Genomic DNA, 12,782 nt, shown 5'->3' with positions numbered 1-12,782 from the left:
GGTCACTTCCCCCGCGCCGTCGAGGACGGCGACAGCGCCTGCGCCGCGCGGATCGTCTCGCCGTGCTGCTGCAGCGACCGGACGCCCATGTCGCCGCGGGTCAGCGCCTCGATGCCCTGGACCGCGGCGGCCAGCTCCTGCACGGTGGTGATGATCGGGCGGTCCATGGCGACCGCGGCCGTACGGATCTCCCACCCGTCCGCGCGGGCGGCGCGGCCGGTCGGGGTGTTGACCACCATGTCGACCTGCCCCTCGAGGATGAGGTCGACGATCGTCGGCTCCCCCGGCGTCAGCGCGCGCTCGCTGTGCTTGCGGACGACCGTCGCGGGCACGCCGTTGCGCGACAGCACCGCCGCGGTGCCCTCCGTCGCGCACAGCTCGAAGCCGAGGTCGGCCAGCCGCTTGACCGGGAAGATCATCGCGCGCTTGTCGCGGTTCGCGACGCTCACGAAGACGCGGCCCTTGGTGGGCAGCCCGCCGAACGCGGCGGCCTGGGCCTTGGCGAACGCCGTGCCGAACGTCGAGTCGATGCCCATCACCTCGCCGGTCGAGCGCATCTCCGGGCCGAGCACCGCGTCGACGTGGCCGCCCTCGACGGTGCGGAACCGGGAGAACGGCAGCACCGCCTCCTTGACCGAGAGCGGGGTGCCGAGCGGCAGGTCGCCGCCGTCGCCGCGCTCGGGCAGCATGCCCTCCGCGCGCAGCTCGGCGATGGTCGTGCCGAGCATGATCCGGGCCGCGGCCTTGGCCAGCGGCACGGCGGTCGCCTTGGAGACGAACGGCGCCGTGCGCGACGCGCGCGGATTGGCCTCGAGGACGTAGAGCACGTCCGACGCGATCGCGAACTGCACGTTGAGCAGGCCGCGCACCCCGACGCCGCGGGCGATCGCCTCGGTGGAGCTGCGTACGCGGGCGATCTCCTCGGCGCCGAGAGTGGCCGGGGGCAGCACGCAGGCCGAGTCGCCCGAGTGCACGCCGGCCTCCTCGATGTGCTCCATGACGCCGGCGAGGTAGAGCTCCTCGCCGTCGTACAGCGCGTCGACGTCGATCTCGACGGCGTCGTCGAGGAAGCGGTCGACGAGGACGGGGTGCTCGGGGGTCACCGCGCCGGCGACCGACTTGAACCACTCGGCCAGCTCGTCGGCGTCGTGCACGATGCGCATGCCGCGGCCGCCGAGGACGTAGGACGGGCGGACGAGCACCGGGTAGCCGATGCCCGCGGCGATCTCGCTCGCCTCGTCGTACGTCGTGGCGGTGCCGTGCTGGGGCGCGGGCAGCTTCGCGGCGGCGAGCACGCGCCCGAACGCGCCGCGGTCCTCGGCCAGGTGGATGGCGGACGGCGAGGTCCCGACGACGGGGACGCCCGCCTCCTCCAGCGCCTGCGCGAGGCCGAGCGGGGTCTGCCCGCCGAGCTGCACGATGACCCCGGCGACCGGCCCGGCGCGCCGCTCGGCGGCGACGACCTCGAGCACGTCCTCGAGCGTGAGCGGCTCGAAGTAGAGGCGGTCGCTGGTGTCGTAGTCGGTCGAGACCGTCTCCGGGTTGCAGTTGACCATGACGGTCTCGTAGCCGGCGTCGCGCAGGGCGAAGGACGCGTGGACGCACGAGTAGTCGAACTCGACGCCCTGCCCGATGCGGTTCGGGCCGCTGCCGAGGATGAGGACGGCCGGCTTCTCGCGCGGCTCGACCTCGTCCTCCTCGTCGTAGGCCGAGTAGTGGTAGGGCGTCTTCGCGGCGAACTCGGCCGCGCAGGTGTCGACGGTCTTGTAGACCGGGCGCACACCGAGCGCGTGCCGCACACCCCTGACCACGGCTTCGGGCATCCCGCGCAGCTCGCCGAGCTGGGCGTCGGAGAACCCGAGCCGCTTCGCGCGCCGGATCAGGTCCGGAGTCAGCTCCCGGGCGCCCCGCACCTGCTCGGCGACCTCGTTGATGAGGGCGACCTGGTCGACGAACCACGGGTCGATGCCGGTCGCCTCGTGCACCTCCTCGACGGTGGCGCCCGCGCGCAGCGCCTGCTGCACCTCGAGCAGCCGGCTCTCGTGCGGCCGCTTGGCCGCCGCGAGCAGGGCGTCCTTGTCGCCGGGCTCGCCGGCCCAGCTGAAGCTCGAGCCCTTGCGCTCGAGCGAGCGGAGGGCCTTCTGCAGCGCCTCGGGGAAGCTACGCCCGATCGCCATGGCCTCGCCGACCGACTTCATGTGCGTGGTCAGCGTCGAGTCGGCCGAAGGGAACTTCTCGAACGCGAACCGCGGCGCCTTGACCACGACGTAGTCCAGCGTCGGCTCGAAGCTCGCGGGCGTGACGCGGGTGATGTCGTTGGGGATCTCGTCGAGGGTGTAGCCGACGGCGAGCTTCGCCGCGATCTTGGCGATCGGGAAGCCGGTCGCCTTGCTCGCGAGGGCGCTCGAGCGCGAGACGCGCGGGTTCATCTCGATGACGACGACGCGCCCGGTCTCCGGGTTGACGGCGAACTGGATGTTGCAGCCGCCGGTGTCGACCCCGACCCCGCGGATGATGGCGATCGAGATGTCGCGGAGGACCTGGTATTCACGGTCGGTGAGCGTCATCGCGGGCGCGACCGTGATCGAGTCGCCTGTGTGCACGCCCATCGGGTCGAGGTTCTCGATGCTGCAGACCACCACGACGTTGTCGTTGCGGTCGCGCATCAGCTCGAGCTCGTACTCCTTCCACCCGAGGATCGACTCCTCGAGCAGGACCTCAGTCGTCGGCGAGAGGTGAAGCCCGCTTCCGGCGATGCGGCGCAGGCCCTCCTCGTCGTAGGCGAGGCCCGAGCCGGAGCCGCCCATGGTGAAGGACGGTCGGACGACGACGGGGTAGCCGAGCTCCTCGACCGCCGCGAGGCAGTCCTCCATGGAGTGGCAGATGCGCGAGTCCGCGTAGCCGGCCCCCGGGATCGTGTCGAGGACCTCCTTGAACTTCTGCCGGTCCTCCCCCTTCACGATCGCCTCGACGTTGGCGCCGATGAGCTCGACGCCGTACTCCTCGAGGACGCCGGCCTTGTCCAGCGCCATCGCGGTGTTGAGCGCGGTCTGGCCGCCGAGCGTGGGCAGCAGGGCGTCGGGGCGCTCGGTCGCGATGACCTTGGTCACGAACTCGGGGGTGATCGGCTCGACGTAGGTCGCGTCGGCGATCTCCGGGTCGGTCATGATCGTCGCGGGGTTGCTGTTGACGAGGATGACGCGCAGGCCCTCGGCCTTGAGCACGCGGCAGGCCTGGGTGCCCGAGTAGTCGAACTCCGCGGCCTGCCCGATGACGATCGGCCCGGAGCCGATCACCAGGACGCTGCGGATGTCGTCGCGGCGCGGCATCTAGCGACGTCCCTTCTTGTCGAGCATCAGGTCGCGGAAGCGGTCGAAGAGGTACGCCGCGTCGTGCGGCCCACCCGCCGCCTCCGGGTGGTACTGCACCGAGAACGCGGGCGCGTCCAGGAGCCGGAGCCCTTCGACGACGCCGTCGTTGAGCCCGACGTGGCTGACCTCGGCCCGGCCGTACGGCGTCTCCACCGGCGTGCCGTCGATCGGCGCGTCCACGGCGAAGCCGTGGTTGTGCGCCGTCACCTCGACCTTGCCGGTGGTGCGGTCCTGCACGGGCTGGTTGATGCCGCGATGGCCGTAGCGCAGCTTGTAGGTGCCGAGGCCGAGCGCGCGGCCCAGGATCTGGTTGCCGAAGCAGATGCCGAACGTCGGGAGCTCGCGCTCGAGCGCGCCGCGGACGGCCAGCACCGGCCCGTCGGTCGTGGCCGGGTCGCCCGGCCCGTTGCTCACGAACAGCCCGTCCGGCGCGACGGCGAGGATGTCGTCGATGGTGCTCGTCGCGGGCAGCACGTGCACCTCGATGCCGCGGTCGGCCATGCGCAGCGGGGTGGCGCGCTTGACCCCCAGGTCCAGGCACGCGACGCGCAGCTGCGCGTCACCGACGGCCGGCACGACGTACGCCTCCGGCGTCGTGACCTCGGCGGCGAGGTCCGCGCCGACCATGCCGGGGCTGGCGAGCACGCGCTCGAGCAGCTTGGCCGGGTCGTCCTCGACCGTCGACAGGCCGACTCGCATCGCGCCCCGCTCGCGCAGGTGGCGGGTGAGCGCGCGGGTGTCGATGCCGCCGACGCCGACGACGCCCTGCTCGCGCAGCTCGTCCTGCAGCGTCCGCTGCGCCCGCCAGTTCGACGGGCGGCGGGCCGGGTCGCGGACGACGTAGCCCGACACCCACACCCGGCGGGACTCGGGGTCCTCGTCGTTGACGCCGGTGTTGCCGACGTGCGGGGCCGTCATGACGACGACCTGGCGGTGGTAGGACGGGTCGGTCAGCGTCTCCTGGTAGCCCGTCATACCGGTGGCGAAGACCGCCTCGCCGAACGCCTCGCCGTCGGCGCCGAACGCCTCGCCGCGGAAGGCGCGCCCGTCCTCGAGGACGAGCAGTGCCGGGTTCGGCGCCATCAGGACTTCACCTCCACGAGCCCCTGCACCGCTGCCAGCAGCTCGTCCCGGTCGGCTGCGGCACGGGGCCGGAACCCCGTGTCGAGCTGCCGCGTCCCGTGCTCCCAGGTGACGACCACCAATCCGCCTTCCTCTACGAACTTGCCCGCCATCCCGCGCTCGAGCCGCGCGCCCCGCAGCGCGGCCAGAGGGACGAAGACGTCGGGGGCGCCGACGCGGGCGAAGAGCACGCCCGCCTCGGACACGATCATGTGGGCCAGGCTGCGCGTCCCGAGCCCGTGCGCGACGATCCGGTCGAGCCAGTCCCCCGCCGTCGTGGTCACGACGTAGGTCCCTTCGCCGCGGGCGCGGACGGCGCCGCGCGCGACGGCCTCGGGGACCTCGTGCAGGGCCGGCACGTCGTTCTGCCGCCGGCCGCGGTTGCGCCAGCCGCGCCAGATCAGCAGGTAGCCGAGCGCGAGCACCGCGAGCAGGCCGCCCGCGAGCCAGAGCCGGTCACCGAGCCGGGTGAGGTGCTGCTGCTCGGCGGTGAGCAGGAGCGCGGCGTTCACGCCAGCGCCCCGTCCAGGACGGTGGGGCGCCCACGCAGGAACGTCGCGACGACCCGGCCCGGCAGCGTCCGGCCCGCATAGGGGGTGTTGCGGCTGCGCGAGGCGAGGGCTCCGGGGTCCACGGCCCGGCGTACGGCCGGGTCGACGAGGACGACGTTGGCGGGCTCGCCGGCCCGCAGCGGCCGGCCGTGGCCCGCCAGGCGCCCGATCCGCGCCGGCCGGGTGGAGAGCCGGTCCGCGACGCCGGCCCAGTCGAGGAGCCCGGTCTCGACCAGGGCCTCCTGGGCGATGGCGAGCGCGGTCTCGAGGCCGAGCATGCCGGGCAGCGCGTTGGCCCACTCGCCCTCCTTGTCCTCGGCCGCGTGCGGGGCGTGGTCGGTGGCGACCGCGTCGATGACGCCGTCGGCGACCGCCTGGCGCAGCGCCTGGACGTCGTCCTTGCCGCGCAGCGGCGGGTTGACCTTGTAGACCGGGTCGTACGACGCCGCCAGCGACTCGTCGAGCAGCAGGTGGTGGGGCGTGACCTCGGCGGTGACGTCGATGCCGCGCTCCTTCGCCAAGCGCAGGATCTCGACCGAGCCCTTGGTGGAGACGTGGCAGACGTGCAGCCGGCTGCCGACGTGCTGGGCGAGCAGGACGTCGCGGGCGATGACCGCTTCCTCGGCGACCGAGGGCCAGCCGCGCAGCCCGAGCACCCCGGAGAGCGCCCCCTCGTTCATCTGCGCGCCCTCGGTGAGCCGCGGCTCCTGGGCGTGCTGGGCGATGACCCCGTCGAACGCCTTGACGTATTCGAGCGCCCGGCGCATCAGCACCGCGTCGGAGACGCACTTGCCGTCGTCGGAGAAGACCCGGACCCGCGCCGCGGAGTCGGCCATCGCGCCCAGCTCGGCGAGCCGCTCGCCGCCGAGCCCGACCGTGACAGCCCCCACCGGAGCGACGTCGCAGTGGCCCGCCTCGCGGCCGAGCCGCCACACCTGCTCGACGACGCCGGCCGTGTCGGCGACGGGGTCGGTGTTGGCCATGGCGTGCACGGCGGTGAAGCCACCCAGGGCGGCGGCCTGCGTGCCCGTCTCGACGGTCTCGGCGTCCTCGCGCCCCGGCTCGCGCAGGTGCGTGTGCAGGTCGACCAGGCCCGGCAGGGCAACCAGCCCGTCGGCGTCGACGACGGTCGCGCCGGCTGCTGACGCGGTGCCGGCGGCCGCGGCCTCGGCGACGGCGCCGTCGCGCAGGACGAGGTCCACCGGGTCGCCGCCGTACGGCCGCGCGCCGCGCAGGATGAACGTACTCGAATTCGCTGAAGCGCTCATCGCTGTTGCTCCTTGCTGGTGTCGAACGCCCCGCCGAGGAGCAGGTAGAGGACCGCCATGCGCACGCTGACCCCGTTCGCCACCTGCTCGACGATCGTGGAGCGCTCGGAGTCGGCGACCTCTGCGGCGATCTCGACGCCGCGGTTCATCGGCCCCGGGTGCATGACGATCGCCGAGTCCTGCAGGGCCGCCGCCCGGGTGGCGTCGAGACCGTAGCGGCGGGTGTACTCCCGGGCACTGGGGAAGTAGGCCTCGCTCATGCGCTCGCGCTGCACACGCAGCAGCATGACGACGTCGGCCTTGGGCAGCACGGCGTCGAGGTCGTAGGACACGGCGCACGGCCAGCTCTCGACCCCGATGGGCAGCAGCGTCGGCGGCGCCACGAGCGTGACGTCGGCGCCGAGCGTGGCGAGCAGCAGCACGTTGGACCGGGCGACCCGGCTGTGCAGGACGTCGCCGACGATGGCGACCCGCCGGCCGGCCAGGTCACCCGTCCCGGCGTTGAGCCGGCGGCGCATCGTGTATGCGTCGAGCAGCGCCTGCGTGGGGTGCTCGTGGGTGCCGTCCCCGGCGTTGACCACGCTGCCACCGACCCAGCCCGAGGCCGCGAGCCGCTGCGCCGCGCCGCTGGCCGAGTGCCGGACCACGACCGCGTCGGCCCCCATGGCCTGCAGCGTGAGAGCGGTGTCCTTGAAGCTCTCGCCCTTGGAGACCGATGAGCCCTTCGCACTGAAGTTGATGACGTCCGCCGAGAGCCGCTTCGCCGCGGCCTCGAAGGAGATCCGCGTGCGCGTGGAGTCCTCGTAGAACAGGTTCACGACGGTGCGGCCGCGCAGGGTCGGGAGCTTCTTGATCTCGCGCTGCTGCAGGCCCGCCATCTCGTGGGCGGTGTCCAGGACGAGCAGCGCCTCGTCGCGGCTGAGGTCGCCGGCGGAGACCAGGTGCCTCATCGGGCGCCTCCCGCGGGGCGCAGCAGGACCGCGTCGGCGCCGTCGTGCTCGGCCAGCTGCACGAGGACGTTCTCGCGCAGCGAGGTCGGGATGTTCTTGCCGACGTAGTCGGCGCGGATGGGCAGCTCCCGGTGGCCGCGGTCGACCAGGACGGCGAGCTGGACGGCCCGCGGCCGCCCGACGTCGTCGAGCGCGGTGAGCGCGGCGCGCACCGTGCGGCCGGAGAAGAGCACGTCGTCGACGAGGACGACGAGCTTGCCGTCGACGCCGCTCGCCGGGATCTCCGTGCGCTCGAGGGCACGGGCGGGGCGCAGCCGCAGGTCGTCCCGGTACATCGTGACGTCGAGGCTGCCCACCGGCACGGGGCTCCCCTCGAAGCTCGCGATGCGCTGGGCGAGCCGGCGCGCGAGCGCGACGCCGCGGGTGGGGATGCCGAGCAGCACGAGGTCGTCGCCGCCCTTGCCGCGCTCGAGGACCTCGTGCGCGATGCGGGACAGGGAACGGTCGATCTCGGCCGCGGTCAGGACGGTGCGCACGTCGGCGTCGCGGTCCTCGGCAGCTGCCGGGCCGGGCTCGACATCGCGCCGCCCCGCGGAGGGGACGGTCGTCAACGCTGGACCTCCTTGCCCGCCTCGCTGGACGGGCCTTTAAAGGACGTCGATCTCGGATTCTCGGCGCGGCGGGGAGCCGCCGCACCGTCTGGCACGGTACCAGCCGGGGCCTCCCGCCCTCGCCGCGCGCCTGGTGGTCGGGCGGGTGCACCTCGCCCGCGGAGCGTCGGCGGGGAGGCACGAGCAGCTGTCAGCCCCGCACGCAGCGTCCGATCATCGTGACGCGCAGTGCGATTCTTGGCGCGGCAACAGCCAACGCGGCGCGTCGCGCGGAGAGCGGCGCAGTCGAGGCTCCGCCCTCCCCTAACCTTCCGACCGGATCAAGCGGGACAGCGGCGACCGAAGGGGGCACGAGGAGGGCCCGGGGCAAGGGCAGCTGCCGGCGCACCGGCCAGACCGGCGGTCGGACGGGCGAACCGGGAGCGAGCATGGCGCAGTGGGATATCGTGACCCGGTTTGACCGCCCGCTGTCCCCCGTACGGATGGTGAACACGGAGTCGGCCTTGACCTGCGGCCTTCACTCTCCGTAACGTCACTCTAAGTCACGGCCCTCGCGGCCGGTAATCGCTGGGAGGTTCACGGGTGGCAAGCGAGTACGGAAGGGCGCTGGGAGCGCGGCTCCGGGCGATCCGGACCCAACAAGGCCTCTCGCTGCACGGCGTCGAGGAGAAGTCCGACGGCCGCTGGAAGGCGGTCGTGGTCGGGTCGTACGAGCGCGGGGACCGCGCGGTCACGGTGCAGCGCCTCGCGGAGCTGGCCGACTTCTACGGCGTCCCGGTCGCCGAGCTGCTGCCCGAGGGGGCGCCCAGCGCCGCGGCGGAGCCGCCGCCGCGGCTGGTCATCGACCTCGAGCGCCTGGGCTCGGTCCCGGCGGAGAAGGCCGGGCCGCTCGCGCGCTACGCCGCGACGATCCAGAGCCAGCGCGGGGACTACAACGGCCGGGTGCTCTCGATCCGGCAGGACGACCTGCGCACGCTCGCGGTGATCTACGACCAGTCGCCGAGCGTCCTGACCGAGCAGCTCATCACGTGGGGCGTGCTCAACCCCGAGGCCCGGCGCGCAGTCGTCGAGGACTGAGGCAGCACCGGCCGCGACGGCCCGCAACGACGACGAAGGAGGCGCCCCTGAGGGGGCGCCTCCTTCGCTGTCTGGGGCGGGCGTCCGCTGCCCGCGCGGCCGCTCAGGCCTGCGGCTCCTGCGGCCCCGCCACCTGGGAGAGCTGGGGGCGCAGCTCCAGCAGCCGGCCGAGCAGGCCGTTGACGAACCCCGGCGACTCGTCGGTGGACAGCTCGCCGACGAGCAGGACGGCCTCGGACACCACGACCGCGCCCGGGACGTCGTCCCGGTAGAGCAGCTCGTAGGCGCCGATCCGCAGCACGTTGCGGTCGACGGCCGGCATCCGGTCCAGCTCCCACCCCTGGGCGTGCTCGGCGAGCACCGCGTCGATCGCCGCGCGGTGCGCGCTGACGCCCTCGACGAGCTCGGCCGCGTACGCCGCGACCGGCGGGTCGGCCCGCTGCACCTTCTCCGCGAGCGTGGTCAGCGCGTCCCGGCCGCGCTGCTCGGCCTCGAAGAGGACGTCGAGCGCACCCTTGCGCGCCTTGTGGCGTGCCGACACGTCAGCTCGACACGCGGCCGAGGTAGGACCCGTCGCGGGTGTCGACCTTGACCTTCTCGCCGCTGGTGATGAAGAGCGGGACCGAGATCTCGGCGCCGGTCTCGAGGCGGGCCGGCTTGGTGCCGCCGGTGGACCGGTCGCCCTGCAGGCCGGGCTCGGTGTACTCGATGACGAGCTCGACGGAGGCCGGGAGCTCGATGTAGAGCGGCGTGCCCTCGTGGATGGCGACCATCGCCTCCTGGTTCTCCAGGAGGTAGTCGGCGTTCTTGCCCACGGTCGCCGCCGGCACGTGCAGCTGGTCGTAGGAGTCCGTGTCCATGAACACGAAGTCGTTGCCGTCCTTGTAGAGGTACTGCATGTCGCGCTTGTCCACGGTCGCGGTCTCGACCTTGACGCCCGCGTTGAACGTGCGGTCGACGACCTTGCCGGACAGGACGTTCTTGAGCTTGCTGCGCACGAAGGCGCCGCCCTTGCCGGGCTTGACGTGCTGGAACTCGATGACGGTCCACAGCTGGCCGTCGATGTTCAGCACCAGGCCGTTCTTCAGGTCGTTGCTCGTCGCCACGGGTACGCCTCGCCTCGCTCGTTCGTCCGTCGTCGTGCCGTGCCCGCCCCGCCGAGCGCCCGCTGGGGCGTTCGAAGGCACCGTCCGACCGTGACGGCGGCTCCGGCGGGTCCCTCGACGCTCGGCCCCGCCGTCGTCCCCGCGTCTGCTGCGGGATGCGACCGTCACGAAGGCACGGCGGTCCAGCCTACCGGGAGCGGGCGGGCGGCCGCCCGACGGCCTGCGGCGCGCGTACGTCACCCTCCCGGCCCAGCCCGGGCGCGGTCGATCATCCGTCTGGGCCATCGCAGCCTGCGCGTTCCCGCCGACTGTCGGGCAGAGGGGGCGGACGCCCCCGCGAGGGGAGCCCGCATGTCCACATCGCGCCGTTGGCGCCTCGGCGCGCTGCCGGTCGCGCTCGCCGTGCTCGCCGCGCTCGTCGTGGCGCCCGCTCAGCTGGCCGGGGCCGCGGCGGCGCCCGCCCCCGTCGAGCTCGCGCCGGCGGGCGGGGCCGTGGTGTCGAACGCCGAGCTGCGCTGGGCGCCGGTGGAGGGAGCGACGGGCTACGAGGTCCAGCTCTCCGACAGCGACGAGTTCGACCCCACCGTCCTCGCGGCGACCGTCGCGGCCCCGGGCTGGCAGCTGCCTCCGCTCCTGCCCAGCGGGGACTACGTGTGGCGCGTCCGCGCCACGACCGCCGCCGGAGCGGGCGACTGGAGCGCGCCGGCCGTTCTCACCCGCAGCTGGGACGCGCAGCCGCAGTCGCCGGTGACCATTGCCGGCACGCGGGTGCCCGCCGTGAGCTGGCAGCCGGTCGAGGACGCCTCGTTCTACGAGGTCGAGTTCAGCACCGACCCGTTCCACGACGACTGGGGCTACGAGGGGCGCGAGGACAAGCGGCGCTTCACCTGCTTCACCCAGCACACCTTCCTCGCGCCGTACGCCACCGCCGTCGGCAAGGAGGCGCTGCCCGGCGACGAGGCGCGCTGCACGTTCGCCTACACGAGCATGGACCCGCGGGTCGAGTGGCTCGAGGAGGCCCAGAAGCCCTGCCTGGACAAGGCCCAGGCCGACGCGAAGGCCGTGTGCCTGCAGGACGCGGCCGACGACGTCGCGGCGCGCAACCCGATGGAGGACGGCAAGTTCTTCCCGGGCACGTGGTACTGGCGGGTCCGCGGGCGCGACGGCACGGTGAGCACGACGAAGACGCCCTTCGCCGACCCCGCGGTCGGCTGCACGGGCGTCTGGGACAACGCCGACGGGGTGAAGGACAGCACGGGCAAGGTCACCGTGCCCATCCCGTCCGACGTGCCGAAGTACGCCCCCGCTCCCGACTGCAGCCGGTGGTCGCAGCAGGCAGTGGCGGTCGTGGCCGGCACCGCCATCGAGGCAAACGTCTCGGCCGCCCCCGGCTCGGCCCGGCTCGCCCCTGCCGGCTCCGCCGGCCTCACCGCGACCCCGTTCTTCTCGTGGGAGCCCGTGGCGGGAGCGCTGAAGTACCGGGTCTACCTGTCGCGGAGCAAGGACCTGCGCGACGCCGACCACGTGTGGGAGACGCACGCGACGAGCCTGTCGCCGTACGGCACCCTCCCCGACGCGCGCTCGCTCTACTGGGGCGTGCAGGCCTGCGGGTGGAGCACGTGCGGCCCGGTCACCGCTCCGCAGCAGTTCACGAAGAAGGCGGCGTCCCCGGTTCGCGCCGTGTCCACGGTGTCGGCTCCGGCCACGATCACGGCCACCTGGTCGACGCAGGCCCCGACGCTCGCCGCCGGAGCGGTGATCAGCGCGACCGACTCGGAGGCCAAGGCGTACCAGCTCCAGCTGGCCGTGGAAGGCAACTTCGCCCAGCCGGTGGCCGACGTGACCACCGACCGCGTGGTGCGCGCCGGTGACGCGCCGGCCACCAGCCACACCACGCTCGACGCGAGCAAGCTGGGCAACGGCGTCTACGCGTGGCGGGTCCGCGCCCTCGACGAGTCCGGCTTCGCCTACCCGTGGTCGGTCGGCCCGTCCTTCCGCCGGGACGTCGACACCCCGCAGCTCTCGATCGGCGCGAGCGATGGGCTCGCGCTGACCGGGGCCGTGCCGCTGGCCTTCAGCGAGCCGGTCACCGGGGTCACGACGTCGACGGTGGGCGTCGTGGGCGAGGACGGCGTGCGCGTGCGCGGCGTCGTCTCCCGGGTGGGCGACACGTCCTACGCCTTCACCCCCGCGGCGCCGCTCGTGGCCAACACCCGCTACTCGGCCTGGGTGGCGGCCGGCGTGCTCGACCTGTCCGGCAAGCCCGCGGTCGCGAGCGCCACGGCGGTGCGCACCACCGGCGTCGTCGACAGCGCGAGCAAGGCGCTCGTGCGCGTACGCGGCGGCTGGCGCACCGTGACGGCCTCGGACGCGACGGGCAAGTCGTTCCTGCGCGTCGCCGCCGTCGGGGCGAAGCCAGCGGTCCGGGCGGTGGTGCGCGGGACGAAGGTGACGGTCCAGGCCTGCCGCAGCACGCGGTCCGGCACGGTCGCCGTCGCGGTCGACGGGAAGCGGCGCGCCGTGATCGACCTCTACAAGGGCTACAGCTCCTGCGGCACGGTGGCCACGCTGAAGGCCGCGCCCGGCAAGCACACGGTCGTCGTGGCGGCCACCGGCAAGGCCAACAAGCGCTCGCGCGGCAAGGACGTCACGGTCGACGCGATCAGCGTCTCCTGACACACGCCACGGCCACGGACCCAGCGAGCGCCGCGCCTCTCCTCGAGGCG

At 73.6% G+C, this 12,782-nt stretch carries 10 protein-coding genes; 2 read left to right on the top strand and 8 right to left on the bottom strand.

All coding sequences use genetic code 11. The features are described from left to right. Positions 1-2: 2 nt before the first annotated feature. Genes carB through pyrR form a run of 6 tightly spaced genes read right to left on the bottom strand, consistent with a single transcriptional unit; the run spans position 3 to position 7,798 of the window. Complete coding sequence (gene carB, locus G9H71_RS09565) at positions 3-3,329, bottom strand: carbamoyl-phosphate synthase large subunit (protein ID WP_166281098.1); 3,327 nt, start codon at positions 3,327-3,329, stop codon at positions 3-5. Continuing rightward, positions 3,330-4,454, bottom strand: coding sequence for a glutamine-hydrolyzing carbamoyl-phosphate synthase small subunit (gene carA / locus G9H71_RS09560; RefSeq protein ID WP_166281089.1), 1,125 nt, complete (start codon positions 4,452-4,454; stop codon positions 3,330-3,332). Further along, on the bottom strand, positions 4,454-5,005 hold the full coding sequence (locus G9H71_RS09555; RefSeq protein ID WP_231134467.1) for a PH-like domain-containing protein: 552 nt from the start codon (positions 5,003-5,005) through the stop codon (positions 4,454-4,456). The genes carA and G9H71_RS09555 overlap by 1 nt, the downstream gene beginning before the upstream one ends. Continuing rightward, positions 5,002-6,312 carry a dihydroorotase gene (locus G9H71_RS09550; RefSeq protein WP_166281078.1) on the bottom strand — a complete coding sequence of 437 codons (1,311 nt, stop codon included), beginning with the start codon at positions 6,310-6,312 and terminating at the stop codon, positions 5,002-5,004. Before G9H71_RS09550 ends, G9H71_RS09555 begins: the two co-directional genes overlap by 4 nt. Next, entirely contained in the window at positions 6,309-7,262 is a 954-nt protein-coding gene (locus tag G9H71_RS09545) for an aspartate carbamoyltransferase catalytic subunit (protein WP_166281076.1), read from the bottom strand. Before G9H71_RS09545 ends, G9H71_RS09550 begins: the two co-directional genes overlap by 4 nt. Then, positions 7,259-7,798 (bottom strand): bifunctional pyr operon transcriptional regulator/uracil phosphoribosyltransferase PyrR, encoded by a 540-nt coding sequence (gene pyrR, locus G9H71_RS09540; protein WP_407939694.1) that lies wholly within the window; start codon positions 7,796-7,798, stop codon positions 7,259-7,261. The genes G9H71_RS09545 and pyrR overlap by 4 nt, the downstream gene beginning before the upstream one ends. Positions 7,799-8,455: 657 nt before the next feature. Here pyrR and bldD point away from each other — a divergent pair. Then, complete coding sequence (gene bldD, locus G9H71_RS09535; protein ID WP_166281072.1) at positions 8,456-8,950, top strand: transcriptional regulator BldD; 495 nt, start codon at positions 8,456-8,458, stop codon at positions 8,948-8,950. 103 nt (positions 8,951-9,053) lie between these two features. On the opposite strand, the gene nusB is transcribed toward bldD, so the two are convergent. Next, positions 9,054-9,491 (bottom strand): transcription antitermination factor NusB, encoded by a 438-nt coding sequence (nusB, locus tag G9H71_RS09530; RefSeq protein WP_166281070.1) that lies wholly within the window; start codon positions 9,489-9,491, stop codon positions 9,054-9,056. Position 9,492: 1 nt separating this feature from the next. Then, positions 9,493-10,056 carry an elongation factor P gene (gene efp, locus G9H71_RS09525; RefSeq protein WP_166281068.1) on the bottom strand — a complete coding sequence of 188 codons (564 nt, stop codon included), beginning with the start codon at positions 10,054-10,056 and terminating at the stop codon, positions 9,493-9,495. A gap of 351 nt (positions 10,057-10,407) precedes the next feature. On the opposite strand from efp, the gene G9H71_RS09520 reads away from it, so the two are divergent. After that, positions 10,408-12,732 (top strand): Ig-like domain-containing protein, encoded by a 2,325-nt coding sequence (locus G9H71_RS09520; protein ID WP_166281066.1) that lies wholly within the window; start codon positions 10,408-10,410, stop codon positions 12,730-12,732. The last annotated feature ends 50 nt before the right edge of the window (positions 12,733-12,782 follow it).

The organism is Motilibacter deserti (assembly GCF_011250635.1).
Lineage (GTDB): Bacteria > Actinomycetota > Actinomycetes > Motilibacterales > Motilibacteraceae > Motilibacter_A > Motilibacter_A deserti.
This window is presented reverse-complemented; position numbering and strand designations above follow the sequence as displayed.